The sequence below is a fragment of the Niveispirillum sp. KHB5.9 genome (assembly GCF_048066115.1).
GTDB lineage: Bacteria > Pseudomonadota > Alphaproteobacteria > Azospirillales > Azospirillaceae > Niveispirillum.
This window is the reverse complement of sequence record NZ_JBLTYX010000004.1, coordinates 161362-185403: the sequence shown is the minus strand read 5'-3', so window position 1 is coordinate 185403 and position 24042 is coordinate 161362. Positions and strand designations below refer to the sequence as shown.

Below are 24042 nucleotides of genomic sequence, written 5' to 3'. Positions count from 1 at the left end.
TCCGGCCATGTCCGCCGCCGCACGACGTATCTTCCGGCCGCATCTTCTGCCCTCCATCGCCGCCCTGGTGGCGTTGCTGATCCTGGTGGGTCTGGGGACCTGGCAGATGGATCGGCTGGCCTGGAAGAATGACCTGATCGCACGGATCGATGCCGGGCTGGCGGCCGATCCGGTGGACCTGCCCGCCGCCATCGACCATCCCGCCGATTGGGAATATCGCCGCGTCCGTGTCACGGGGCGCTTCCTGCATGAGCGCGAAACCTATATCGGTCCGCGCCTCTATGCCGGTCCGGATGGGCGGCAGCAGCAGGGCGTGCATGTGCTGACCCCGCTGGTCCGTGATGATGGGGCGGGAATGGTTCTGATCGATCGCGGCTGGGTGCCGCTGGACCGGCGCGACCCCGCCGGCCGCGCCGAGGGGCAGTTGGACGGATCCGTCACCATCACGGCCATCGCCCGCGTGCCGCAGGACCGGGCCTTCATGCAGCCGGACAATGATCCGGCCACCCGCACCTTCTTCTGGCTGGACATGCCGGCCCTGGCCGCCATTGCAGGCGTGGATCGCCTGGGCCCGCTGGTGCTGCAGGTCGATGCCACGCCCAATCCCGGCGGGCTGCCCATCGGTGGGCGGACCATCGTCGCCCTGAAGAACGACCATCTCTCCTATGCGCTGACCTGGTACGGGCTTGCCTTGACCCTGGTTGGCGTCTTCATCGCCGCCAGCTTCCGCCGCCAGGAAACACCATGACCCGGACCGCCTATGCCACCCTTGAGAAGCAGTTCGCCCGCCGCGCGGGCCTGCAGGGCGCGCTCGGCATCCTGAACTGGGACAGCCGCACGATGATGCCGGCCGCGGCATCGCCCGCCCGTGCCGATCAGGTGGCAGCCCTGGAGGGTGCCATCCATGCCGCCCTGCTGGACCCCGCCATCGCCGACTGGCTGGATGCGGCGGAACAGGATGCGCACAACCTGGATGACTGGCAGCGCGCCAATCTGGCGGAGATGCGGCGGGAGCATCTGCTGGCCACCGCTGTACCCCCCGATCTGGTGGAGGCCAATGCCAGAGATGCGGCGCGGTGCGAGGTGATCTGGCGCACGGCCAAGGCGGAAAACGATTTCGCCCTGCTGCTGCCGCACCTGCGCCAGGTGCTGGACCATCAGCGGGAGATCGCGGCCGCCAACGCCGCCGTGCTGGATTGCGGCCTCTACGATGCGCTGCATGAACTGTACGAGCCCGGCAGCCGCGTGGCCGAATACGGCCCAGTCTTCGACGATTACGCCGCCTTCCTGCCGGATTTCCTGGCGGAGGTGGAGGTGGCGCAGGCGCGTGAACCCCGGGCGGAACCGTTCGAGGGACCGTTTCCGGTGGATGCACAGCGCGCATTGGTGCAGAGGCTCGCCGGCATTCTGGGCTTTCAGGGTCGGGTGGACCAGTCGCTGCACGCCTTCTGCGGCGGGGCGACGGGCGATGTGCGCATCACCACCCGCCTGGACCCCGATAATTTCTTCAAGGCACTGAAATCCGGCCTGCACGAGGCCGGTCACGCGCTTTACGAGATGGGCCGCCCGGCGGAATGGATGTCACAGCCCATCGGGCAGGCGCGCGGCCTGGGCGTGCATGAAAGCCAGAGCCTGACCTTCGATATGCAGGTGGGCCGTCACCCGCGCTTCCTGGAATGGCTGGCCCCGCAACTGGCCGAGGCGTTCGGGCGGGAAGGGGATGCCTGGTCGGCGGAGAACCTGCGCCGCCGTTTCCGCCGTGTGGACCGCACCCTCATCCGCGTCGATGCGGATGAGGTCACATATCCCGCCCATGTCATCCTGCGCTGGCGCCTGGAACAGGCGATGATCGAAGGGCGGATGGATCTGGTCGACCTGCCCGAGGCCTGGAACCAGGGGATGCGCGACCTGCTGGGCATCACCCCGCCGGACCTAGCCCAGGGCTGTTTGCAGGATATCCATTGGCCTTGCGGCGCCTGGGGCTATTTCCCCACCTACACGCTGGGTGCCATGATGGCGGCCCAGCTGTTCCAGGCGGCGCAGGCGGCCATCCCCGATCTGGACGACCGGATCGGGAATGGTGATTTCCGCGATCTCGTGGCGTGGCTGGGTGAGAATGTGCATCGCTGGGGCCGGTATCTTTCGGCCCGCGACATGCTGATCCGCGCCACGGGCAAGCCGCTGGATGCCGGTATATTCAAGGCGCATCTGCGGGCACGGTATCTGTGACGTGCATCATGTAGGTCAGGTCGAGCCGCAGGCGAGCCCTGACACTCTATGGCGCTGCCGCTTGTCAGGGCTCGGGCGATGCCCTCGACCTGACCTATACCCTCCTCCTATCGTCCCCGCTTGACCTCATTCACCATCTTGTCCAGCTCTTGCAGGAACCGGCTCTTGTCCGACTTGGACATGGGCGCGTTACCGCCCTGGACGACGCCCATGTCGCGCAGATCCTGCATCAGGGCGCGCGAAGCCAGCGCCGAGCCGATATTGGCCGGGGTGAAGGGGCGGCCATTATTGCCCAGCACCTTCGACCCCTTGTCCAGGCAGCGCTTGGCCAACTGGATATCGGCGGTCACCACGATGTCCTGTGGCCCGCAATTCTCCGCGATCCAATTGTCGGCGGCATCGAATCCGTCGGACACGACCACCAGCCGCACCAGCCCACCGGACGGCACGCGCAACGGGCCGTTGGCCACCAGATGCACCGGCATGCCATAGCGTTCGGAAACGCGGAACGTCTCCTCCTTCACGGGGCAGGCGTCGGCATCGACATAGATTTCCAGCATGGCTCCTCCTGGCCGCTTTATAGCAGAGGCGCCACCCTTGCCAAGCGGCGCGCGGTCGGCGACAAACCAGCATTGTCGACTTTCACCACAGGCCGTTGCTTGGACCAGCCCGACGATCCCCCTCCCTTCGCCTGCCAGGAATGCGGGGCCTGTTGCGCCTATGCCGCCGACTGGCCGCGATTCTCCCTGGAAGAGGATGCCGACATCGCCCGCATCCCGGAAGCGATGGTGGCCGAGGATGGGTCGGGCATGCGCTGGACCGGCGAGCGATGCGCGGCCCTGTCGGGCACGGTGGGGGAGCATGTGGCCTGTACCATCTATGCCGACCGTCCCATCGTCTGCCATGACTGCGTGGCGGGGGACGAGGCCTGCCTGATGGCGCGCGAACGCCACGGCATGTCGTTGGTGCCCGACATGAAACCGTAACCGCGGCACCCTATGGTCGGTAGCAGACCGAAGCAACGGATACCGACATGCGCCTTTCTGCCCTGATGATGACCGCCCTGATGCTCGCCACCAGCCCCGTCCTCGCCTTCGACCTGCAGGCCCATCGCGGTGGCCGTGCCTTGTGGCCGGAAAACACCCTGCCGGCGTTCGAGCGGGCCCTGGATCTGGGCGTCGATACGCTGGAACTGGATGTCGGCGTGACCAGGGACGGGCAGCTGATCATCGCCCATGACCGCCATGTCGATACCAACCTGGCCCGGCGCGACGGCAAATGGGTGGAGGGTGTGCAACCGACCTGGCACAGCCTGACCCTTGCGGAGACGCAGGCCTTCGATGTTGGCCGAATCCGGCCCGGCAGTGCCTATGCCAAACGTTTCGCCAACCAGATGCCCATCGACGGTACGACGGTGCCGACCCTGGCCTCCCTGTTCGATCTGGTGAAAAAGCGCAAGGGCAGCAATATCCATTTCAATATCGAAACGAAGATCGATCCGACCGCGCCCGGCGATAGTGTCGGTCCCGAAACGTTTGCGACCCTGCTGGTGAAGCAGGTGCGGGCGGCTGGCCTGGAAAAGCGGGTGACGATCCAGAGCTTCGATTTCCGTACGCTGCAGGTGGTGCAGAAGATCGCGCCGGAGATCAGCACCGCCTATCTGACCATCATCGATCCGGAGGAAAGCACCGTGTCGATAACCGGCTCCAGCCCCTGGTCGGCCGGATTCGACCCGGTGAAGCATGACGGCAGCCTGCCGGCGGCGATCAAGGCGGCGGGCGGGGCGATCTGGTCGCCCTACCACCCCAACCTGACGCGGGAACTGCTGAAGGAGGCCCATGGATTGGGCCTGAAGGTCCTGCCCTGGACCGTCAACGACGCGGCCGACATGAAGCGGCTGATCGACTGGGGCGTGGACGGCTTGATCACCGATGATCCGGCGACGGGGCGTAAAGTGCTGGGGCGCTGAGCGCCCCTTACACCTCGTCCCCCAGCCAGCGGGAGGTGACCGGTTCCAGGTCCCCACGCCACCGGGCGATTTCCGCGGCCACCTGTTCAAGCGCCCGCTGGTCACGGTAACGCTTGCGCGCCCGGTTATTATCGCCCTTGGCCTGCATGGCGTTGAGCCTGGCTGCCACACGTGGGTCGCCGATGATCACCTGGCGCCAGCGGTCCAGGCGCAGCTCGGCGGTGCAATCGACGATGGCCTGGGTGCCGGGGCGGCGACCCAGCTTGATGGCGGCGGGTGCCAGACGGGCGGCGATGGACAGTGACACATCCTCGGGCATGCCGGGGAACACCGCCTTCACCGCCTGCGCGATGCTGTCCTTCAGGTCGGCGCCGCGCTGCTTGTCGTCGCGGGCCACGCGCTTGGCCGACACTTCCATGCGGCGGCGGCTATGGGCCATGACCTGTTCGGCCACTTCCCGCGCATCCTCGTCCATCCACAGGACGGGGCCGGCGGGCAGGGCGGAGGCAACGGCGGCGGACAGGGCAGGGTGGGAGGCTTCGGTCAGCGTCGCCAGCCGCAGCTTGGACAAAGATTTCAGCGCACGCTCACGGCCGACATCGGCGGAAAGCCAGGCATCCTGCGTCACCGGCTCCGACTTCAGCAGGCTGTCCAACGCCTCCAGATCACCACCGGTCCAGCGCCGGCCATTCAGCAGCCGTTCGGCCCGGTCGCGCAGCAGCGCTCGGCCGGCATCACGCGGATGCGCCGGTGCAATCTCGATGATCTTCCAGACATCGTCGATCAATCGGGCCACGGCCCAGCCGCCGTGGATATCGACGGGCCGGTCGGTGGTGAAGGCGCCGCCGGGCAGGTTCCAGATATCGCTGACCCGGATCAGGCCGCTTTCATCCAGGAACGCTTCACCGGCCGGCGAACGGTTGATGACGGGCCAGCCCGCCACTAGTCCCGCCAGCCCTTCCGGCATCCCGGAAGGGCGGTCCCAATCGCCCAGGCGGATCAGGCCGAGATCGGCCGTCACCTCAGTAACGCCCTTCGATGGCGTCGATGAAACGTTCGAACAGGTAATGGCTGTCCTCCGGCCCGGGGCTGGCTTCCGGATGGTACTGCACGGAGAAGACGGGGCGGCCGGACAGGCGGATGCCCTCGTTGGACCCGTCGAACAGGGAGACGTGGGTGACCTCCACCTCTTCCGGCAGGCTTTCGCGCAGGACGACGAAGCCATGATTCTGGCTGGTGATCTCCACCACGCCCGACGCCAGATCCTTCACCGGATGGTTGGCGCCGCGATGGCCCTTGTCCATCTTCACGGTGCGTCCACCCAGCGCGAGCGCCAGCATCTGGTGGCCCAGGCAGATGCCGAACACGGCCTTGCCGCTGTCCACCAGCCGCGCGATGGTCGGCACGGCATAGGCACCGGTGGCCGCCGGGTCGCCGGGGCCGTTGGACAGGAAGATGCCGTCGGGGTTCAGTGCCAGGATCTCTTCCGCACTGGTGGTGGCGGGAACGACGGTGACCTTGCAGCCCGAGGCCGCCAGGCAGCGCAGGATGTTGCGCTTGGCGCCGAAATCCATGGCGACGACATGGTGCTTGGGTGCCGTCTGCCGGCCATAGCCTTCCTTCAGGCTCCAGATCGTCTCATCCCAGCTGTAGGTCTGGCTGGTGGAGACGTCCTTGGCCAGGTCCATGCCTTCCAGGCCGGGCCATTCCTGGGCCTGTTTGATCAGGGCGTCGATGTCGAACACCCCGTCCGGCGCATGGGCGACGACGCCGTTGGGCGCGCCATTGTCGCGGATCAGGCGGGTCAGGCGGCGGGTGTCGATGCCCGACAGGCCGACCAGACCATGGCTCTTCAGCCAGGCGTCCAGATGCTGGGTGGCGCGCCAGTTGGCGGGCTCGGTGATGTCGGCCTTGATGATCAGGCCGCGGGCGACCGGCGTGGTCGTCTCGATATCTTCCGGGTTCGTCCCCACGTTCCCGATATGCGGGAAGGTGAAGGTGATGATCTGCCCCGCATAGGACGGGTCGGTCAGGATTTCCTGATATCCCGACATGGAGGTGTTGAAGCAGACCTCGCCCACGCTATGGCCCACGGCGCCAACGCCTCGTCCCCAGAAGACCGAACCATCGGCAAGGACGAGAACGCCCGTGGCCCCCTTGGGGGCGGGCGCGCGGCTGGGGGAACCCATCGGCGGGGTGTCGGACATTGCGGGGGCACCTTTATGATCTGCGGAGCGACGCCGGGGCGCCGTTGAAAAGGCCCGGTCCTTCCCGCCCAAGGGGCGGGGCGGCCTGCCCGCAGTCGCGTCGCGAAGCCTGTTCGCGCCGATGCCGCGCGCCGGCCATGGCCGGTACGGTTCTGAAGCTGAATTAGCCATTCACGGGACCCGGGTCAACCAACGTGGGCGCGGCCCTGCCACGCGCCATCGTTGGGTGTCCGTTCCGGCGTGGACGTTTCCAGATGGCGACGGGCGTGATTGCTATTCGCTGGCATACGGCCGGTATGTTGGCTAATGTTGCCGGCTGTTTCACCCCACCCTTAGAGGTATTCCAATGTTGCGCCAGACGCTGAATGAGGCCCTGAAGGACGCGATGCGCGCCAAGAACAGCCGCGCCGTCGCCACTGTCCGGCTGATCCTGGCGGCATTGAAGGACCGTGACATCGCGGCGCGCGGCACGGGCAACCAGGACGGTATCGACGATGCCGCCCTGCTGGCCATGCTGCAGACCATGGTGAAGCAGCGCCGCGAAAGCATCACCATGTACGAGCAGGGTGGCCGCGTCGAACTGGCCCAGCAGGAAAGGGAGGAGATCGAGATCATCGAGGCCTTCCTGCCCAAGCAGCTGGACGAGGCGGAGACGCGCGAGGCCATCGCGGCCCTGATCGCGGAGTTGGGTGCCACCGGGGTGAAGGACATGGGCAAGGTGATGGCCGAGCTGCGCGGCCGTTTCGCCGGCCAGATGGATTTCACCAAGGCCAGCGCCCTGGTGCGCCAGAAACTGGCCAACTGAGCATTCCGGTGACCGCCATCCAGCGCTTGGCGCCAGGGGATGAGGGGCGTCTTGATGCCTACCTCGCCCGGCACCCGGCCACATCGCTGTTTCTGCGTTCCAACCTGCGCCGGGTCGGGCTGACCGATAAGGGCCAGCGGTTCCAGGCCCGCTACGTCGCTCTGGTCGATGGGGCGGGAGCCGTTCAGGGTGTGGTGGCCCATGCCTGGAACGGCAACCTGCTGATCCAGGCGGAACCGGTGGCGGCGGTTGAACTGGCCCGATATCACATTGCAGTCGGTGATCGCCCGGTGAAGGGCATTCTCGGTCCGCTGGCGGCCATGCGTGCCGTCCAGGCGTTATTCTCCGGTCGCCCCACCTTGAAGGATGGGGCGGAGGATTTGTTCGATCTGCCGCTTGCCGACCTGCACGTGCCACCGGCCCTGGCTGATGGCGCGCTGTTGTGGCGCCGGGCGGGGGAGGCGCATCTGGACCTGCTGTCCGGCTGGCGCCGCGACTATTGCTTGGAAACGCTGGGAGAGGCGGATAGCGACGACCTGCGCGCCCGCGCCCGGGCCGATGTCACGGCCTGGGTGTTGGCGGGGGACGTGTTCCTGCTGACCGATGCGGCGGGGACGCCGCTTTCCATGGCCACCCACAATGCCCGCATCCCGGACATTGTGCAGATCGGCGGGGTCTGGACGCCCGTCGCCGCGCGGGGTCGTGGCTACGCCCGTGCCGCGGTGGCCGGTGCCTTGCTGGCGGCGCGGGAAGACGGGGCGGCGACGGGCGTGCTGTTCACCGGCAAGCAGAACGCGCCGGCGCGGCGCGCCTACCTGTCACTGGGCTTTCGCATCATCGGTGACTACGGGATCGTGCTGCTGGGCTGACATCACACCTTGATGTCGATGCCCTTCGTCGCCTCCTCCCGCGTGGCCATGCGGCCATCCATGGAGATGAAGTATTTTGCCGACTTCACCAGCTGGTCGGGATTGAGCCCCATGGAGGTCAATTCTTCCCACATGGGGGCAAGATTTTCCCGGTAGATGTATTTGTCGGTGATGGCGTCGATCTGCTTCTGCTGGTCGGCGTTGACGAAGGGCTGATAGCCGCGTTCATTCACCGGCAAGGCGATCTGATAGGCCAGGGGCGGGTCGCCATCCTGGCCGTATTTGCGGCCATAGGTCTGCTCGAACTCCTTCTCGCGCTTACGGATTTCGGTGTTTCGCTGCGCGTCATAGGCCTCGCGCTCCTTCTTCAACGCCGCCATTTCATCCTTCTGCTGGGCGGCGGGATCGGCCGGGGCGGTGCCGGCTTTGGCCGCCGGTGCTTGGGTGCCGGCGGTGGCGGTCGACTTCACCTGTAATCGCGAGATGATGGCGGAGGGGGAAAACATGGAGCTGATATTCATGGCGCATGCCCTTCGTGCGGGATGTTTTGTTACCCGGGGCAAGCAATCTCCATACCGATGAAATTCGAACCAATCGGCCTTGTTTTCCACAGCCTGTGGAAAACGCAGCACCTGGGGATAAGTGGCGCCATGCATGGCAATGCCGGTCCCGCCTGCGCTATGCTGCCCGGCCGATCCCGCCTCCCGTAGCTTTAAGATTGCGTCCCTGATGGCCCTGCCGCCGCAGTTCCTGGAAGAGTTGCGTTCCCGCCTTTCCGTGTCGGAAGTGGTGATGAAGCGCATGCGCCTGCAACGCGCCGGCCGGGAATTCAAGGCCCCGTGCCCCTTCCACAATGAGAAGACGCCCAGCTTCTACGTCAACGACCAGAAGAACTTCTTTCATTGTTTCGGCTGCGGGGCCCATGGCGACCAGATCGGCTTCGTCATGCGCCATGACAGCCTGTCCTTCATGGAGGCGGTGGAGCATCTGGCGGCCGAGGCCGGGATGCAGGTGCCCCAGGCCACGCCGCAGGAGCGCCAGCAGTATGAGCGGCAGAAGTCGCTCTATGATCTGGTCGAGCGCGCTACGAAATATTATGAGAAGGAACTCTACAATCCCGGCGGGCGCACGGCGCTGGATTATCTGCGCCGGCGCGGGCTGGATGATGCCGCCATCGCCCGCTTCCGCCTGGGCTATGCCCCGCAGGAAGGCGGGCCGTTACGCATGCTGCTGCTGGAGGCCGGGTATAACGAGGCCGACATGGTGGAGGTCGGCCTGTTCAAGCGGGCGGAGGGCGACCGGCCCATCCGCAATTTCTTCTGGAACCGCGTCATGTTCCCCGTCACCGACCGGCGCGGTCAGGTGGTGGCCTTCGGCGGTCGCGTGCTGGAAGGCGATGGCCCGAAATATATCAATTCGGCCGAGAACCCGCTGTTCCACAAGGGCAACCTGCTCTACGGCATGTCACGCGCCCGCCAGGCGGCGGCGGATGGCCAGCGGCTGATCGTCACCGAAGGCTATATGGACGTCATCTCCTGCGTCCAGGCGGGGTTCGAGGGCGCGGTGGCGCCGCTGGGCACCGCGATGACGGAGACGCAGATCCAGGTGCTGTGGAAACTGGCGCCGGAAGGGCAGCGCAACCCCATCCTCTGTTTCGATGGCGACAATGCCGGGCGGCGGGCGGCACAGCGGGCCGTGGACCGGGTGCTGCCCATCCTGGTGCCCGACGCCACGGTGCGCATCGCCTTCATGCCGGACAAGGAGGACCCCGACAGCCTGATCCGATCGGGCGGGCCCGATGCCTTCGCCGCCATCCTGGAGCGTGCCCTGTCGCTGGAGGATTTCATCTGGGAGATGGTGCGGCAGGGGGAAGACCCGAAGACCGCCGATGGCCGCCTGCGTATCGAAGGTGGCATCAACCAGATGATGGAAAAAGTCACCGACAAGTCGGTGCAGTACAGTTATCGCTCCGTCCTGCGCGAGAAGCTGCGGGCCGCCATTCGGGCAGGCGGCGGGGCTGGTGGCTTCGCGGGTGGTGGCAATGCCGGTGGGCGCCCACGCCGCCTCCAGCCGGGCGAGGTGCCGGTCAGCCGCCTGTGGGACAGCCGTTTCCGCAGTGGCACCCTGCGCACCGAACCGCGCCGGCGTGAGCGTTACCTGTTGCTGGCTGTCATCCATCATCCCGAGCTTTTCCAGGATATCGGGGAGACCTTGGCGGGGGCGGATTTCGCCGATGGCGAGATGGAGGCGCTACGCCAAGCGCTTGTCGCATGCCTCACGGCCGAATCAACACTTGACGCGGAGGGTTTGAAGCGCCACCTGTCTGGTCGCGGTTTTTACGAGACGCTGGATAGTCTGCTGAATGCGGACGCGCCTAGATTTGCGCAACCTGGAGCGTCGTTCGAAATCGCGAAGAGTGGCTGGCAGGAGGTTTGGCTTAGTTCCGAGGATGGTTTGCTTCAACGCGAGCTGCGCGATGCCGAGAGACGGTTTGCCGAGACATTCAGTGAGGATGATCTGGCGAGACTTCGCGCGCTGCAGAGGGAGCTGCTGATTCTCCGGGGCCATGTCGACAATCTGACGGAGTTGGATGGATGACGGACGGACGGTCGATCTTTCGGGCGTCGTGTGACGCATTTGTCCACAGAAACTGTGTCGTGGCGGACACAGTTGGCGGTCACTCCCCAAAGTTATAGCCAATACGAGTTTCGTCGGATGACCGGGCCCTTGCCCGAGTCGTCCATTTGCGTTTACCGGTGGCAGCCTGAGGGTACGGGGGCAGCGAACGAATGGCGACGAAAGCGGCGCAGACGGCAGAAGTGTCGGAGCAGCGGGAAGAGGAAGCCAATGGCCCTCTGATGGATGGCATGGCCATTGCCGTCAAGAAGATGATCGCGCGCGGTAAGGAGCGCGGATACGTCACCTATGACGAATTGAATGCGGCCTTGCCTCCCGACAGCTCGTCCTCCGAGCAGATCGAGGACACGATGGCCTTGCTGTCCGAGATGGGCATCAATGTCGTCGAGGCCGAGGAGGCCGAAGAAGGCGGCAGCGGCGAGGGTGAAGGCGAAGGCCGTCAGTCCGGTAACCTGGACGATGACGATATCGGCCGCACCGACGATCCCGTGCGCATGTATCTGCGCGAAATGGGGTCGGTGGAGCTGCTGAGCCGCGAGGGCGAAATCGCCATCGCCAAGCGCATCGAGGCCGGCCGCGAGATGATGATCGGCGCGATTTGCGAATCGCCGCTGACCATCCAGGCCATCATCGAATGGCACCAGTCGCTGCAGGACGGCAAGATGCTGCTGCGCGACATCATCGATCTGGACGCCTCCTATGGTGTCGATCCGGAAGCCGGCGAGCTGCCGCCCGAAGCACTGGACGGTCCCGCCGCCGAGCGCGAGGAGGAGGAGGTCGAGCGTCCCGAGGGCGAAGGCGGTCCCGCCGCCGAAGGCGAGGGCGAGGAGGAGGGCAATGTCTCGCTTTCCGCCATGGAAGCCGAGTTGAAGCCCAAGGTGCTGGAGACCTTCGGCAAGATCGAGGAAACCTATGAGCGCCTGCACAAGATGCAGGAAGAGCGCCTGGGCCTGCTGCAGAGCGGCCAGGAGCTGCCCAAGGGTTCCGACAAGAAGTACGAGAAGGTGAAGGGCGAACTGACCGAGCTGGTCAATTCCGTGCGCCTGAACAATGGCCGTATCGAGCAGCTGGTCGAGCAGCTCTATGCCCTGAACCGCAAGCTGCTGGGTTTCGAAGGCCGCCTGCTGCGTCTGGCCACCGATTGCCGTGTGAAGCGCGAGGATTTCCTCCAGCATTATTACGGCTCGGAGCTGGATCCCAAGTGGCTGGACCGCTGCAAGAACTTGTCGAAGGCCTGGGCCAAGTTCGCCGAACGCTCGTCGTTCGAGGTGGGCCGCGTTCGCGAGAGCATTTCGGACGTGTCCACGCAGGCCCGCCTGCCCATCGGTGAGTTCCGCCGCATCGTCTCCACCGTCCAGAAGGGTGAGAAGGAGGCGAGCCGCGCCAAGAAGGAGATGGTGGAGGCCAACTTGCGCCTCGTGATCTCCATCGCCAAGAAGTACACGAACCGCGGCCTGCAGTTCCTGGACCTGATCCAGGAGGGCAATATCGGCCTGATGAAGGCCGTGGATAAGTTCGAGTATCGGCGCGGTTACAAGTTCTCCACCTATGCCACCTGGTGGATCCGGCAGGCGATCACCCGTTCGATCGCCGACCAGGCCCGCACCATCCGTATCCCCGTGCATATGATCGAGACGATCAACAAGCTGGTGCGTACCTCGCGCCAGATGCTGCACGAGATCGGGCGCGAGCCGACGCCGGAGGAACTGGCCGAGCGGCTGATGATGCCGCTGGAGAAGGTCCGCAAGGTCCTGAAGATCGCCAAGGAGCCGATCTCGCTGGAAACGCCGATCGGCGACGAGGAGGATTCGCATCTGGGTGATTTCATCGAGGATAAGAACGCCGTTCTGCCCCTTGATGCCGCTATCCAGGCGAACCTGCGCGAGACTACGACGCGTATACTCGCTACGCTGACCGCCCGCGAGGAGCGCGTGCTGCGCATGCGCTTCGGCATCGGCATGAACACCGACCACACCCTGGAAGAGGTGGGTCAGCAGTTCAGCGTGACGCGCGAGCGTATCCGTCAGATCGAGGCCAAGGCGCTGCGCAAGCTGAAGCACCCGTCGCGGTCGCGCAAGCTGCGGAGCTTCCTGGATACGTGATCCGGGCGGCATTTTTTACGGTAGAGGTCGGCGGGGAAACCCGCCGGCCTTTCTGTTTCAGGGCCGTCGCGCGACCACCAGCCGCCCTTCCAGGGGTTGCTTGTTCTCGTACCGCGGTGTGATTTCCTGCCAGTGGCTTACGGATAGTCCGCTTTGGCCGATCAGGCGGCTGATATAGGCGTCCGAATGGTGATGATGGCCATCGGCGCGCCGTTCCACCTCCACGTCGCCGGCAGGGGTGAGCACACTGAAGATGAAGTGCCCGCCGGGCCGCAAGGCGGTCGCCATCCGGGCGAAAAGCGGCTCGATGTCGGGAATATAGAGCAACACGTCGGTCGCCACGGCCAGATCCCAGGCTGCGGTCCAGGATGACAGGACATCCAGCAGGTCGCCCCACCAGAGATGGCTGTATCCCCCGCGTTGCGCCGCCTTCTCCAGCATGTTCAGGGACAGGTCGCAGCCATCGAGCCGAGCGGCGCGGGGGGCCAGGGAAGGCGCGCACAGGCCCGTGCCGCAGCCCATGTCCAGGATCGACAAACCATCGCCGACCCCCAATTCGGCCAGAAGCCCGCCCAGCATGCCGGGGATGGCGTAGCCGAGTGTTCCCAACAGTTTTTCATCGAAACTGTCGGCGAATACGTCGAAAAGGCTCTGCACGCTTGTCGCTTCGACTTCCGCCAGGGCCGCCAGTGCCGGCCCCAGATCCAGGGAGGGCGCCAGCCGGGAGGCTGTTTCATAGGCTCGCCGGGCCGTCTGGATGCTGCCAATGCCTTGCCAGCTCCGGGCCAGCAGCAGTTCGGCCTGCACCCGTTCAACCCCCGTCCATTGACGGGCCGGCCTGCTGAGCAATCCCAGCACCGCGATGTGGCGCTTCGCCATGAGCAGGATATCGGCCAGCGCCAGGGTGCCGGCAATATCGTCGGAAGGGGTCAGTCGCGTGGCCTCCGCCAGGACGGGCAGGAATTGGAGGGCATCGATGGGAGGGGCATCGAGCAACGCGCGCACCATCGCGCGCGCGGGTGCACCGGCGTCGGTCGGGGACAATGCGGGGTCGATGGTCGGGATCAATAGACCAGTTCGTCCTCGCCCTTGCCGCTGGCAATGACGATTTCGCCGCGCGCCGCCATATCCTTGGTCAGCTGCACCATGTACATCTGGCTTTCATCGACGTCGCGCAGGCGGACAGGGCCCATGGCGCCCATATCCTCGCGCATGATCTTGGCGGCACGTTCGGACATGTTGGTGAAGAACAGGTCCTTCAGCGTGTCCGACGCACCCTTCAAGGCCGTGGCCAGCTTCTGCTTGTCCACAGAGCGCAGCAGGGTCTGGATGCCGCTGGGGTCCAGCTTGGACAGGTCCTCGAAGGTGAACATCAGGGCGCGGATGCGTTCGGCGCTGTCGCGGTTGCGCTCTTCCAGGGCCGCCAGGAAGCGGCTTTCGGTGTTGCGGTCGAAGCTGTTGAAAATCTCCGCCATCATCTCGTGCGCGTCGCGGCGGTTGGTACGGGCTAGGTTCGACATGAATTCGGTGCGCAGTGTGCGCTCGATATCGTCGATGACCTCCTTCTGCACCGCCTCCATGCGCAGCATGCGCATGATGACTTCCATGGCGAAGCTTTCGGGCAGCAGTTGGAGCACGCGGCCGGCATGGTCGCCCTTGATCTTGGACATGATCACGGCGACGGTCTGCGGATATTCGTTCTTCAGATAGTTGGCCAGCACCTGTTCGTTCACGTTGGTCAGCTTGTCCCACATGGTACGGCCGGCGGGACCACGGATTTCCTCCATGATCTGGTCGACCTTGTCCTTGGGCAGGACCTTGGTGAGCAGGCGTTCGGTGCTGTCGAACGAACCGACCAGCGAGCCGGTGGAACTGATCTGTTCGGCGAATTCCACGAACAGGCGTTCGACCAGGTTGGAGCTGACCGACCCCAGATTGGCCATGGTCTGGGACAGTTCCTTGATCTCGTCGTCGCCCATCAGGGCGAAAAGCTTCGACGCGATCTCTTCGCCCAACGCCAGCATCAGGATGGAGGCCTTCTCCGGTCCGGTCAGGCCACGATAATCCTCACGAACGCGCATCGCCATGGCGGCCACTCCAACAACACAGGGGCCGGCACGAAGGGGCCGGTCCGGTCACTTTGACCGAATCTAGCACAGCGACTCGCCAAGGTGAATCCGTCACGAAGGATAATATTCTGTTTGTTTCCACGTCTTATACAGGGCCTCAGTCGCCGGCGCCCACATCCGTGGGCTGGGCTACGCCGCACGTACAGCGCGGTGGCAGTCGCCACCGGACCAGATCACGATCTCGTCTTACGGCCCGCCCGCCAGTTCCCGCCGGCGTTCCTCCCATGTCACCTCATCCGCGACGGGGAAGAAGGAGCTGCGCGGCAGTTCGTTCTTCATGCCGGGGCAGTCGCGGGGCCCGTCATAGGCACGGCCGGCAAGGTAGCCGATGGTGGAACCGATGCCGGCGCCGGCCAGACCCTTGGCGGCCGTGGTGACGCTGCTGTCATCATCATTGCTGACGGCCATGCCGGCCATCACGCCCAGGGCCGCACCGATCCAGGTGCCGGCCTTCGCCCCTTTCTGGCTGCGTCCCGTGCAGGGCGGGGGCAGGGCCGCCCGCAGCTTCAGGTCAGCATCGTCCAGCGACACGACCTGACCCGGCAGCGGGTCATAGGCGGGCATGGGTTTGAATGTATTGGTCGCCGGCTCGGCGGTCAGCGCGGACGGTACCGTGAGCAGGAACAGCGCGAGGACCGCTAAACCGCCTGCCTTCATGGCATCACCGGCGCCCGTCCCAGAATTCCAGCGGTGCCGACACCGACGGGGCGCCCAGGATGTTGCCGCCATACTTATGGCGCAGGAAGCTCTCGTTATAGTTCAGGCGCGGCGTGCCGTAGGAATAGCCGTAGGGCGTGTAATAGCCGCGATTGTTGGAATAGAACGGCTCGGCATCATAGCCGATCTGGCCGTCCCCCAGCAGCTGGTTCGACCGGCGGGCGCCATAGCCGCTGCTGAAGGAGGGCATGTTGCCGCTGACCGACAGGCTGAACCCGTCCGGCATGCGGGCATTGCCTTCACCCGACAGGGCCAGGGCAGCGGCCGCGGCCGCTTCGGTGCCGGGGCGGGCATAGGACTGGGCGGCGGCGCGTTCGCCCGGCGTCACGGCGCGGGTGATGGGCTTGAAGGTATTCACTGCCTTGCCCGCTTCGTCCGCCAGCACCGGCGTCGCGATCGGCACAGCCACCAACAGGGCGGCGATACCGGTGGCGCGGGCCTGACGGGTGAAAGCGTTACGCATCGGAACCATCTCCATCCACTGCCGGGGCGCCAGGGCCATTGGGGGCCGTTGGGCCGGGCGCCGCTATCGGGGGAACCGGGCCACCTCTTGGGTGCCCGCAATTGCCTATAAGGTCATGCGTGTGGACGCCCGCGTCAAGGGGGCAGTCGATTTATCACCCCACAATCTCCCAACTGCCATCCGGCTGGCGGCAGGCGGTGCCGTAGGTGGACTGCGTCCGGCCGCCGATTTGCGCCTGGCTGGTATATTCCCGGCAATAGCGGCCGCTCGATGCCTCATAGGTGCGGGTCGGCGTCAGGGTATAGCGGGCATCGCGGTCCGGATCGTCCCACATCACCGCCTGACCGGTCGGCGCGCGCTCGAACGTCTGTACGGCACAGCCATAATCGGCATGGCTGTAGCTGCTGGACAGGCTGCTGCCGATCGCGGCCCCGACCAGAACGCCGCCCAGCGTGGCGGCCACCTGGCCGCGGCCGTCGCCGATGGTGGACCCGGCCAGACCGCCGGCCACGGCCCCCAGCAGGGTGCCGACATTGTTGTTCACGGCGCGGCGGTCGCAGCGGCCACGATCGATGCCGACATTCATCGAATAGAATTCCGGCAGGCGGCGCCAGCGGTTGCCGTAATGCCCATGCCAGTGCTGCGGCTGCACGACATGGTAATGCACGACGGGCGGCGGGGCCGGACGGTAATGGTGGTGGACCACGCGCGGCGGCGGGGGCGGCGGCGGACGGTGATGATGGTGATGCACCTCATGCGGCGGCGGTGCCGGGCGGTAATGGTCATGCCGGGGCCTGTCGCGGTCAGGACCCCGGCCCTGGTCGTGGCGCTCGCCGCGGTCGCGGTCATGATCGCGGCCCCGGTCCCGGTCCCGTCCCCGGTCATCATTCTGATGGTGACGGCCATGACGGTCGTCATCGCGATCGGCCAGCGCTTCGCCAACGGGCGCCAGGGCCAGCAGGGCGGCCGTGGCGGCCGCAAACGGCAGGGATTTGCGCATGATCGTCACCAATATCCAGTTCCGGGGGCTATACCCCGCCATGGTCAGATTGAACATCGATCAGGGCCGGATTGGGGCAGGGACTGGGCATTGTTGGGGTGGGGCCGGGGTGGGCTGGCGGCCAGCGGTTGGCGCGTGCTAGGGTGCCCGCCAATGCCCGGAACCCTGAACATCCCATGCTGGAAAGCCTTTACCGCGGCCTGACGCGCCTTGCCGGCCCCGCCGTTTCCCATCTGCTGGACAAGCGGGCGGCACGCGGCAAGGAGGACCTGGCCCGTCGTCATGAACGGCTGGGCCGCCCGCGGCATCCGCGTCCCACCGGGCGTCTGGTCTGGCTGCATGCCGCATCGGTGGGGGAATCGTTGGCCGTCCTGCCACTGGTCGATCGGCTGCTGGCGGCGTCCCCCGACCTGTCGGTGATGGTGACAACGGGTACGGTCACGTCGGCCGCCCTGATGGAAAGGCGGCTGCCGGCGCCGCGTGCTTTCCATCAATATGTGCCGGTGGACCTGCCCGGTGCGGTTGACGGGTTTCTGGCCCATTGGCGGCCGGATCTGGTGCTGTGGGTGGAATCCGAATTCTGGCCCAACCTGCTGTCGGCCATCCGCCGCCGGGCCGTTCCCTGTGCCCTGGTCAATGCGCGGCTGTCGCAGAAAAGCTTCGCCAACTGGCGCCGTGTGCCCGGCACGGCGCGGCGCCTGCTGTCGGTGTTCGACCTGGCCTTGGCCCAGACGGCGGTGGAGGCGAAGCGGCTGCGGGTGCTGGGCATCACGGACAGCCGGGCCATCGGCAACCTGAAATATTCCGGCGGTCCGCTGCCGGCGGATGAGGCGGCCCTGGCGGCACTGACCGCCGTCATCGGCACCCGTCCCGTCTGGACCTTCGCCAGCACCCATGCGGGCGAAGAGGCCATGGCCATTGCCGCCCAGCAGGCGCTGCTGGAAATCCGCCCCGATACGCTGCTGCTGCTGGTTCCCCGCCATCCCGACCGGGGTGGGGAAGTAGCGGGGATGCTGTCGACATCGGGCCTGTCATTCGCGCGGCGGAGCGGGGGCGCGCTGCCAGGGGCGGATGACAGCGCCTATCTGATGGATACGCTGGGGGAGATGGGGCTGGTCTTCCGCCTGGCGCCCGTCACCGTGATGGGCGGGTCCTTCATGCCCGTGGGTGGGCACAACCCGATCGAGCCGGCCTTGCTGAACAGCACCGTCATCCATGGACCGCACATGTTCAACTTTACCGAAATGGTGGCGGAAATGCGGGCGGCGGGCGGGCTGCTGTCCCTGGACGGCCCGGATGCCATCGCCCCGGCCGTGGCGGGGCTGCTGTCCGATCCGGTGGTGCGGAATGCGCAGGCCGATGCCGCGCGCGGCGTGGCCCTGCGCAACGCCACGGCCATCGACCGGGTGATGGAAGCATTGGCGCCGCTGCTGGCGCGGGCGGGGGTCGGCTGATGCGGGCGCCGGGCTTCTGGCATGCCCCGCCAGGCTTGTTGGCACTGCTGCTGTTGCCGCTATCCTGGCTGTGGCGGCTGGGTGGGGCGCTGCGGGCGGGAAAGCCGCAGGCGGTGCCGGTACCCGTGCTGTGCGTGGGCAATCTGGTGGCGGGCGGTACCGGCAAGACGCCGGTGGTGCGCGACCTTGTTGCCCGCCTGCGGGTGCGGGGCGTGGCGGCCGCGTCGCTGTCGCGTGGCCATGGCGGGCGGCTGGCGGGACCGCTGCCGGTTGATCCGATCCGCCATGATGCCGGTGATGTAGGGGACGAACCCCTGCTGCTTGCCGGCTTCCACCCCGCCTGGGTCGGGCGCGACCGTGTGGCGGCGGCCCAGGCCATGGCGGCGGCGGGTGTGGGGGCCGTCATCATGGATGACGGGTTCCAGAACCCGGCTTTGCGCAAGGATCTGTCTCTTATCATCGTCGATGGCGGGGCCGGTTTCGGCAATGGCTTCGTCATGCCGGCCGGGCCGCTGCGCGAGCCGGTGGCCGCCGGTCTGGCGCGGGCCGATGCGCTGGTGGTCATCGGCGACGGGCCGGGGCTGCCGGCCGCACGGGCGGTGGCGGGGAATTGCCCCGTGCTGACGGCGCGACTGGTGCCGGACGAGGCGGCGGTGACCGGCCTGAAGGATCGACAGGTGCTGGCCTTCGCCGGCATCGGCCGCCCGGCCAAATTCTTCGCCACCCTGCGCGGCGCCGGCGCGCGGGTGGTGGCAGAGCATTGCTTTGCCGACCATCATCGGTTCAGCGAGGCCGAGCTGTCCGCCCTGGCGGAACAGGCGGCGCGGGATAGGGCGATCCTGGTGACGACACAGAAGGATGCGATGCGCCTGACGCCCATATGGCGGGACCGGGTGATGACCCTGCCTGTGCGCCTTTCCTGGGATGATCCGGCTGCCGTGGAGCGGTTGCTGGACCGGCTGATGGGGGTGCGCCATGGCTGACCATGGGCGCCTGCGCCGGCGGTTCGACCGGCTGCTGGGCTATCGTCTACAGGCGGCGTTCGTCTGGCTGTTCATCCGCGCCATGCGGTTGATGTCGCCGGAGCGGGCATCGGACCTGGGGGGTGGGCTGCTGCGCCGGCTGGGGCGGCACCTGTCGCGCTCCCGCCGCATGCGCCGGGATATCGAACGCGCAATGCCGGGGGTAGAGCCGGCAAGGGTTGATGCGATCGTCGCTCAGGCCTGGGACAATCTGGGCCGTACTTTCGCCGAATATGTGCATCTGGACCGGATGGCGGCGGATTTCGACCGGCATGTGGAGCTGTCGGGGGCGGAGCATCTGCGCGCCCTGGCCACGGATGGCCGCCCCGGCATCGTCTTCACCGGCCATTTCGCCAATTGGGAACTGTGCGCCATGGTGTCGGCCCGCATGGGCCTGGACCTGACCTATGTGTTCCGCAAGCCCAACAACCCGCATGTCGCCCGGATGCTGGCGGTGGCGCGGGCGCCCCTGGGCGGCACGATGGTGCCCAAGGGGCGGGAGGCGGCGCGCGGCCTGATGGCGGCGATCCGCGCCGGCGGCCATGTCGGGCTGCTGGTCGACCAGAAGCTGAACGAGGGGCCGCTGGTGCCCTTCCTGGGGCGCGAGGCGCGGACGGGCACGGTGCTGGCCGATCTGGCCCTGCGCTATGACGCGCCCGCCGTGCCCATCCGGGTGGTCCGGACGGGTGCGGCGCGGTTTCGGGTGATGGTGCTATCGCCGTTGGAATTTGTCCGCACAGGCGACATGAAGGCCGATACGCTGGCGGCCATGGCGCAGGTGAATGCGCTGTTGGGAGACTGGGTGAATGAGGTTCCCGGCCAGTGGATGTGGCAGCATCGCCGCTGGCCGGACTGAAACGCCGGGATCGCATCTTCCGCGGATGACTCGTCCGGGACTACATCTTCCACCCACAGGTTCTCGCCACGGATGTCGCGACGTTGGCCAGGCCATCCAGCGAAAAGGACACGGTGACCGGCGATTCGGAATAGGGGGTCAATCGAACGATCAGTCGGTTTTTCCCCGCCAGTCGCTTGAGGAACGGGATCGATGAGGTGCCCTCCCACATGCCCACCGCTTTGTGGTCGGTTGATATGGACCAGATTTCCGTCACGGCTTTATCGGAGTCGACGCGGGTCGTCGTTTCCGTCTCGTCCGACCCAAGAAATACGTCATATACAAAATATACGGATGTCACATTCTCACTGCAACGGACAACAAATGTGGGTTTTGTCCTTTGATAGGATCCGACCGATACGGTCTCATCGGCCTCCAGCATTCCAACAACAGTCTTGCTATCGTCGATTGGGGATGATTTTTCCCTGAGATTCCATTTTCCATTGGAGGATGCGCTTGTCTTGGGCGTGTCAACGCCAATAGACCTGGCCAACTCATCATAACATTGCGCGCGCAATACGGAATCAGCGACGCCGGCACATTTCGCGACGCTGCGCTTCAGGTCCTCCTGTGGAGTAGCCTGGGCAGAAGAAAACGCAGTCGACATGACGGCCAGGAAACAGAGAGTGCGCCGCATCGGCCAATTCCAAACCAAGATTGCATTTTTGATAATGTGTTCGCTTTTTATACTGAAGTCAACGCTTGCAACAAAAGTTGCAAATGGCACCGCTTTACTCATAGACCGCGTAATATTTCCGCGCCGGCTCCAGAATCTCCCACACACCGGTGAAGCCGGCCGGCATCACGAACGCCTCGCCGGCGGTGAATCGCCGCTCCGACCCGTCATCGCCCTTCACCACGACCACGCCCTCCAGCAACTGGCAGAACTCGTTCTCCGTGAACACGACACGCCAGGACCCGACCGCCCCCGTCCAGACGCCGCAATTGAAACGGCCATCGGCGCTGCTGAACCGGTTGCTGACACTCTGCACCGGATCGCCGGACAGGATGCGGTCGGCGGGCGGGCGATAGGTTTCCGGTTCCGCGCCCGCATCGGCAAGCGCCACGATGGCGGGGAAGGGAGGCTGGGTCATGGTCTTTCTCCTATCGCCTGTCCTTGAAGAAATCGCGCAGCAATGCCGCCGCCCGCGCCTCCCCGAAGCCGCCATAGGCGTCGGGGGCGTGGTGGCAGGTGGGCTGCGCGAAGAAGCGGGGGCCGTGATCCACGGCTCCGCCCTTGGGATCATAGGCCGCGAAATAGACGCGGCGCAGGCGGGCGAAGCTGATCGCGCCCGCGCACATGGCGCATGGTTCCAGCGTAACATAAAGGTCCAGGCCCGGCAGGCGCGGGCTGTCCAGGGCGGATGCCGCCTGCCTTATCGCCAGCATCTCCGCATGCGCCGTGGGGTCGGACAGTTCCTCCGTCCGGTTGCCGGCGGCCCCCAGCACGGCACCCGTGGCGGGATCGACCACGACGGCCCCCACTGGCACCTCCCCGCGCGCGGCGGCTTTCTCCGCTTCGGCGAAGGCGATGTCCATGGGATTGGGGGCGCTGGGCAGGTCGGTCATGATGCGCGCAAGGCTGCATGGGACGGTCGCGCCCGTCAAGGCGGGGGTCCGCTTGCGGCTTGCCTGTTTCGCGCGTAATCTCCGCGCCCATGTCCCAGAATTCATACGACCCTTTGCGTCAGGTGGCGGTCAATGCCGTTGCCGACGAAACCGATAGTGATGACGCCCCCGCGCCCGCCGGGGGTGAACGCATCGCCAAGCGACTCGCCCGCGCCGGCATCTGCTCCCGCCGCGATGCCGAGCGATGGATCGCCGATGGCCGCGTGCGCGTCAACGGCGTGACCCTGGAAAGCGCAGCCTTCCTGGTGCGCGACGGTGACCGCATCCAGGTGGATGGCCAGAATGTCGGCGAACCGGAACCGACCCGTCTCTGGCGCTACCACAAGCCGGAAGGGCTGGTGACGACGGCGCGTGACGAGAAGGGCCGGGCCACGGTGTTCGACCATCTGCCGCCCACCATGCCGCGCGTCATCTCCGTCGGCCGGCTGGACCTGTCGTCGGAAGGGCTGCTGCTGCTGACCAATGACGGGGCGCTGGCCCGTCACCTGGAACTGCCATCGACGGGCTGGCTGCGCCGGTACCGCATCCGTGTGCACGGGGTTCCGACGCCGGAGACGATGCGCAAGCTGGCCGACGGTATCGTCGTCGACGGTCTGGCCTATGGCCCCATCGAAACCGTGATCGACCGCACCGTCGGTTATAATTCCTGGCTGACCGTGGGTCTGCGCGAGGGCAAGAACCGCGAGATCCGTCGTGTCTTCGAATGGCTGGGCCTGCCCGTCAGCCGCCTGATCCGCGTCGCTTACGGCCCGTTCCAACTGGGCAAGCTGGAGCGCGGGGCGGTGGAGGAAGTGCCGCGCCGCGTCCTGCGCGACCAGATGCCCGACTTCTTCCCCGCCGACGCGGTGGAGCCGGCGACGGAAGCTTCCGCCAAGCCGGGTGCCGTTCCGCGCATGCGCTATGACCGCCTGCCCAAGGCCATGGCGGCATCGGCGCCGTCCAGCGCCACCAAGGGCAAAGCCAAGCCGTCCGCCGCCAAGGCCCGCGACAGCGTGGAACGCCTGATGGGTGGTGCGCGCAAGGCCGCTGCCAGCACCGCGCCGAAGAAGCCGGCTCCGGCGACCCGCGTGGAATCGGAAATGCCCAAGGCCGCCCGCCGTGGCGCCGGTGACCAGTTGAGCGAGAGTGCGCGGCGCGCCGTGGCCAAGCTGGACCGCGCCCTGTCCGGTGCGGACATCCCCGACGATGACGCGCCCGCGCGCCGTTCGGCCAAGACGGCTCCCAAGCGTCCGCCGGCTGCTGCCGCCGCTCCGGCCAAGCCGGCAGGCAACAAGCCGCTGCCCAAGGGAGCCCCGCGTGCGGATCGTCGCCGGTAGGCATCGCGGCCGGCAGCTGGAGGCCCCGACGGGTCGCGACGTGCGCCCCACCAGTGACCGCACCCGCCAGTCCCTGTTCAACATCCTGTCCCATGGCGACTGGATGGGCGATGGGTCGGATGTGCTGGAAGGTGCGGACGTGCTGGACGCGTTCTGCGGTACGGGTGCCTTGGCGCTGGAGGCGCTGTCGCATGGTGCCGCCCGCGCCGCCTTCCTGGACAGGGCGCGGTCATCGCTGGATATCGCGCGGCGCAATGCGGAGATGCTGGGGGAGGGGGCGAATTGCCGCTTCATCCTGGGGGACGCCGCCAAACCACCGGCAGCCCCCTTCGCCGCCCGGTTGGCCTTTCTGGACCCGCCCTATGGCCAGAATCTGTCGCCGCCGGCCCTGACCGGCCTGTCGCGGGCTGGCTGGCTGGCACCCGGCGCGCTGGTCATCGTGGAGGTGGGGGCGGATGATGCCTTCACGACGCCCGAGGGGTTCACGGCTCTGGATGCGCGCGACTATTCACAGGCCCGCATCCATTTCCTGCGCTATCATACCAGTGGCATGAAATCTTGACCTTCGGTCAATCTTTCCTGCCCCTCAATCGCCGGCG

At 66.3% G+C, this 24042-nt stretch carries 25 protein-coding genes; 13 read left to right on the top strand and 12 right to left on the bottom strand.

Annotation, left to right across the window (positions count from 1 at the left end):
• Positions 1–7 precede the first annotated feature (7 nt).
• Positions 8–748, top strand: coding sequence for an SURF1 family protein (locus ACM9HJ_RS09695; RefSeq protein WP_416571515.1), 741 nt, complete (start codon positions 8–10; stop codon positions 746–748).
• Positions 745–2229, top strand: a complete 1485-nt coding sequence (locus ACM9HJ_RS09690) for a carboxypeptidase M32 (protein WP_416571514.1) — start codon at positions 745–747, stop codon at positions 2227–2229. Before ACM9HJ_RS09695 ends, ACM9HJ_RS09690 begins: the two co-directional genes overlap by 4 nt.
• A 107-nt stretch (positions 2230–2336) precedes the next feature.
• On the opposite strand, the gene ACM9HJ_RS09685 is transcribed toward ACM9HJ_RS09690, so the two are convergent.
• Complete coding sequence (locus ACM9HJ_RS09685; protein WP_416571712.1) at positions 2337–2786, bottom strand: YaiI/YqxD family protein; 450 nt, start codon at positions 2784–2786, stop codon at positions 2337–2339.
• A 102-nt stretch (positions 2787–2888) separates the two neighbouring features.
• On the opposite strand from ACM9HJ_RS09685, the gene ACM9HJ_RS09680 reads away from it, so the two are divergent.
• Entirely contained in the window at positions 2889–3215 is a 327-nt protein-coding gene (locus ACM9HJ_RS09680) for a YkgJ family cysteine cluster protein (RefSeq protein ID WP_416571513.1), read from the top strand.
• A 47-nt stretch (positions 3216–3262) separates the two neighbouring features.
• The gene (locus tag ACM9HJ_RS09675; RefSeq protein ID WP_416571512.1) at positions 3263–4198 is read left to right on the top strand and encodes a glycerophosphodiester phosphodiesterase; all 936 of its coding nucleotides are present in this window, start codon (positions 3263–3265) and stop codon (positions 4196–4198) included.
• Positions 4199–4205: 7 nt separating this feature from the next.
• On the opposite strand, the gene ACM9HJ_RS09670 is transcribed toward ACM9HJ_RS09675, so the two are convergent.
• Together ACM9HJ_RS09670 and carA are read right to left on the bottom strand one after the other, a co-directional pair.
• Positions 4206–5219: a hypothetical protein gene (locus ACM9HJ_RS09670; protein WP_416571511.1), complete on the bottom strand. Its 1014-nt coding sequence runs from the start codon at positions 5217–5219 to the stop codon at positions 4206–4208.
• Position 5220: 1 nt separating this feature from the next.
• Positions 5221–6387, bottom strand: a complete 1167-nt coding sequence (carA, locus tag ACM9HJ_RS09665) for a glutamine-hydrolyzing carbamoyl-phosphate synthase small subunit (RefSeq protein WP_416571711.1) — start codon at positions 6385–6387, stop codon at positions 5221–5223.
• Between the two features lie 364 nt (positions 6388–6751).
• On the opposite strand from carA, the gene ACM9HJ_RS09660 reads away from it, so the two are divergent.
• Together ACM9HJ_RS09660 and ACM9HJ_RS09655 are read left to right on the top strand one after the other, a co-directional pair.
• A complete protein-coding gene (locus ACM9HJ_RS09660) occupies positions 6752–7210 on the top strand; it encodes a GatB/YqeY domain-containing protein (RefSeq protein WP_416571510.1) in 459 nt (152 codons plus the stop codon).
• A gap of 8 nt (positions 7211–7218) precedes the next feature.
• Positions 7219–8079 carry a GNAT family N-acetyltransferase gene (locus ACM9HJ_RS09655; protein WP_416571509.1) on the top strand — a complete coding sequence of 287 codons (861 nt, stop codon included), beginning with the start codon at positions 7219–7221 and terminating at the stop codon, positions 8077–8079.
• 2 nt (positions 8080–8081) lie between these two features.
• Here the strand turns inward: ACM9HJ_RS09655 and ACM9HJ_RS09650 are convergent, their stop codons facing one another.
• The gene (locus ACM9HJ_RS09650) at positions 8082–8600 is read right to left on the bottom strand and encodes a hypothetical protein (protein ID WP_416571508.1); all 519 of its coding nucleotides are present in this window, start codon (positions 8598–8600) and stop codon (positions 8082–8084) included.
• Between the two features lie 208 nt (positions 8601–8808).
• Here ACM9HJ_RS09650 and dnaG point away from each other — a divergent pair, with 208 nt between their 5' ends.
• Both dnaG and rpoD read left to right on the top strand, forming a co-directional pair.
• On the top strand, positions 8809–10677 hold the full coding sequence (gene dnaG / locus ACM9HJ_RS09645; RefSeq protein ID WP_416571507.1) for a DNA primase: 1869 nt from the start codon (positions 8809–8811) through the stop codon (positions 10675–10677).
• A gap of 191 nt (positions 10678–10868) precedes the next feature.
• Complete coding sequence (rpoD, locus tag ACM9HJ_RS09640; RefSeq protein WP_416571506.1) at positions 10869–12818, top strand: RNA polymerase sigma factor RpoD; 1950 nt, start codon at positions 10869–10871, stop codon at positions 12816–12818.
• A gap of 57 nt (positions 12819–12875) precedes the next feature.
• Here rpoD and ACM9HJ_RS09635 read toward each other — a convergent pair whose 3' ends face one another.
• The 5 genes from ACM9HJ_RS09635 to ACM9HJ_RS09615 form a co-directional block, all read right to left on the bottom strand.
• Entirely contained in the window at positions 12876–13814 is a 939-nt protein-coding gene (locus ACM9HJ_RS09635) for a class I SAM-dependent DNA methyltransferase (RefSeq protein WP_416571505.1), read from the bottom strand.
• A gap of 68 nt (positions 13815–13882) precedes the next feature.
• A complete protein-coding gene (fliG, locus tag ACM9HJ_RS09630) occupies positions 13883–14905 on the bottom strand; it encodes a flagellar motor switch protein FliG (RefSeq protein ID WP_416571504.1) in 1023 nt (340 codons plus the stop codon).
• A 228-nt stretch (positions 14906–15133) separates the two neighbouring features.
• Complete coding sequence (locus tag ACM9HJ_RS09625) at positions 15134–15604, bottom strand: hypothetical protein (RefSeq protein WP_416571503.1); 471 nt, start codon at positions 15602–15604, stop codon at positions 15134–15136.
• Between the two features lie 4 nt (positions 15605–15608).
• Positions 15609–16127: a hypothetical protein gene (locus ACM9HJ_RS09620; protein WP_416571502.1), complete on the bottom strand. Its 519-nt coding sequence runs from the start codon at positions 16125–16127 to the stop codon at positions 15609–15611.
• Between the two features lie 154 nt (positions 16128–16281).
• Positions 16282–17127, bottom strand: a complete 846-nt coding sequence (locus ACM9HJ_RS09615) for a glycine zipper 2TM domain-containing protein (RefSeq protein ID WP_416571501.1) — start codon at positions 17125–17127, stop codon at positions 16282–16284.
• Between the two features lie 176 nt (positions 17128–17303).
• Between ACM9HJ_RS09615 and ACM9HJ_RS09610 the strand changes: the two genes are divergently transcribed.
• From ACM9HJ_RS09610 to ACM9HJ_RS09600, 3 genes are read left to right on the top strand one after another with little or no spacing between them, the layout of a single operon-like run.
• On the top strand, positions 17304–18581 hold the full coding sequence (locus ACM9HJ_RS09610; RefSeq protein ID WP_416571500.1) for a 3-deoxy-D-manno-octulosonic acid transferase: 1278 nt from the start codon (positions 17304–17306) through the stop codon (positions 18579–18581).
• Entirely contained in the window at positions 18581–19564 is a 984-nt protein-coding gene (gene lpxK, locus ACM9HJ_RS09605) for a tetraacyldisaccharide 4'-kinase (protein WP_416571499.1), read from the top strand. Before ACM9HJ_RS09610 ends, lpxK begins: the two co-directional genes overlap by 1 nt.
• On the top strand, positions 19557–20459 hold the full coding sequence (locus tag ACM9HJ_RS09600) for a lauroyl acyltransferase (protein ID WP_416571498.1): 903 nt from the start codon (positions 19557–19559) through the stop codon (positions 20457–20459). The genes lpxK and ACM9HJ_RS09600 overlap by 8 nt, the downstream gene beginning before the upstream one ends.
• 40 nt (positions 20460–20499) lie before the next feature.
• Here the strand turns inward: ACM9HJ_RS09600 and ACM9HJ_RS09595 are convergent, their stop codons facing one another.
• From ACM9HJ_RS09595 to ACM9HJ_RS09585, 3 genes are read right to left on the bottom strand one after another with little or no spacing between them, the layout of a single operon-like run.
• Complete coding sequence (locus ACM9HJ_RS09595; RefSeq protein WP_416571497.1) at positions 20500–21237, bottom strand: type VI secretion system-associated protein TagO; 738 nt, start codon at positions 21235–21237, stop codon at positions 20500–20502.
• Complete coding sequence (locus ACM9HJ_RS09590) at positions 21230–21592, bottom strand: cupin domain-containing protein (protein ID WP_416571496.1); 363 nt, start codon at positions 21590–21592, stop codon at positions 21230–21232. The genes ACM9HJ_RS09595 and ACM9HJ_RS09590 overlap by 8 nt, the downstream gene beginning before the upstream one ends.
• A gap of 10 nt (positions 21593–21602) precedes the next feature.
• Complete coding sequence (locus ACM9HJ_RS09585; RefSeq protein ID WP_416571495.1) at positions 21603–22067, bottom strand: nucleoside deaminase; 465 nt, start codon at positions 22065–22067, stop codon at positions 21603–21605.
• Between the two features lie 89 nt (positions 22068–22156).
• Here ACM9HJ_RS09585 and ACM9HJ_RS09580 point away from each other — a divergent pair, with 89 nt between their 5' ends.
• Both ACM9HJ_RS09580 and ACM9HJ_RS09575 read left to right on the top strand, forming a co-directional pair.
• A complete protein-coding gene (locus ACM9HJ_RS09580; protein ID WP_416571494.1) occupies positions 22157–23443 on the top strand; it encodes a pseudouridine synthase in 1287 nt (428 codons plus the stop codon).
• Positions 23424–24005, top strand: a complete 582-nt coding sequence (locus tag ACM9HJ_RS09575) for an RsmD family RNA methyltransferase (protein WP_416571493.1) — start codon at positions 23424–23426, stop codon at positions 24003–24005. The genes ACM9HJ_RS09580 and ACM9HJ_RS09575 overlap by 20 nt, the downstream gene beginning before the upstream one ends.
• Positions 24006–24042 lie beyond the last annotated feature (37 nt).

Bases quoted from the DNA above. Each gene is read 5' to 3' on its own strand.
- ACM9HJ_RS09600 (WP_416571498.1), top strand. From the start codon at position 19,557: ATGGCTGACCATGGGCGCCTGCGCCGGCGGTTCGACCGGCTGCTGGGC.
- ACM9HJ_RS09690 (WP_416571514.1), top strand. From the start codon at position 745: ATGACCCGGACCGCCTATGCCACCCTTGAGAAGCAGTTCGCCCGCCGC.
- ACM9HJ_RS09675 (WP_416571512.1), top strand. From the start codon at position 3,263: ATGCGCCTTTCTGCCCTGATGATGACCGCCCTGATGCTCGCCACCAGC.
- ACM9HJ_RS09595 (WP_416571497.1), bottom strand. From the start codon at position 21,237: ATGAGTAAAGCGGTGCCATTTGCAACTTTTGTTGCAAGCGTTGACTTC.
- ACM9HJ_RS09615 (WP_416571501.1), bottom strand. From the start codon at position 17,127: ATGCGCAAATCCCTGCCGTTTGCGGCCGCCACGGCCGCCCTGCTGGCC.
- ACM9HJ_RS09620 (WP_416571502.1), bottom strand. From the start codon at position 16,127: ATGCGTAACGCTTTCACCCGTCAGGCCCGCGCCACCGGTATCGCCGCC.
- ACM9HJ_RS09580 (WP_416571494.1), top strand. From the start codon at position 22,157: ATGTCCCAGAATTCATACGACCCTTTGCGTCAGGTGGCGGTCAATGCC.
- ACM9HJ_RS09610 (WP_416571500.1), top strand. From the start codon at position 17,304: ATGCTGGAAAGCCTTTACCGCGGCCTGACGCGCCTTGCCGGCCCCGCC.
- lpxK (WP_416571499.1), top strand. From the start codon at position 18,581: ATGCGGGCGCCGGGCTTCTGGCATGCCCCGCCAGGCTTGTTGGCACTG.
- ACM9HJ_RS09590 (WP_416571496.1), bottom strand. From the start codon at position 21,592: ATGACCCAGCCTCCCTTCCCCGCCATCGTGGCGCTTGCCGATGCGGGC.
- fliG (WP_416571504.1), bottom strand. From the start codon at position 14,905: ATGGCGATGCGCGTTCGTGAGGATTATCGTGGCCTGACCGGACCGGAG.
- carA (WP_416571711.1), bottom strand. From the start codon at position 6,387: ATGGGTTCCCCCAGCCGCGCGCCCGCCCCCAAGGGGGCCACGGGCGTT.
- ACM9HJ_RS09650 (WP_416571508.1), bottom strand. From the start codon at position 8,600: ATGAATATCAGCTCCATGTTTTCCCCCTCCGCCATCATCTCGCGATTA.
- rpoD (WP_416571506.1), top strand. From the start codon at position 10,869: ATGGCGACGAAAGCGGCGCAGACGGCAGAAGTGTCGGAGCAGCGGGAA.
- dnaG (WP_416571507.1), top strand. From the start codon at position 8,809: ATGGCCCTGCCGCCGCAGTTCCTGGAAGAGTTGCGTTCCCGCCTTTCC.
- ACM9HJ_RS09585 (WP_416571495.1), bottom strand. From the start codon at position 22,067: ATGACCGACCTGCCCAGCGCCCCCAATCCCATGGACATCGCCTTCGCC.
- ACM9HJ_RS09660 (WP_416571510.1), top strand. From the start codon at position 6,752: ATGTTGCGCCAGACGCTGAATGAGGCCCTGAAGGACGCGATGCGCGCC.
- ACM9HJ_RS09695 (WP_416571515.1), top strand. From the start codon at position 8: ATGTCCGCCGCCGCACGACGTATCTTCCGGCCGCATCTTCTGCCCTCC.
- ACM9HJ_RS09625 (WP_416571503.1), bottom strand. From the start codon at position 15,604: ATGAAGGCAGGCGGTTTAGCGGTCCTCGCGCTGTTCCTGCTCACGGTA.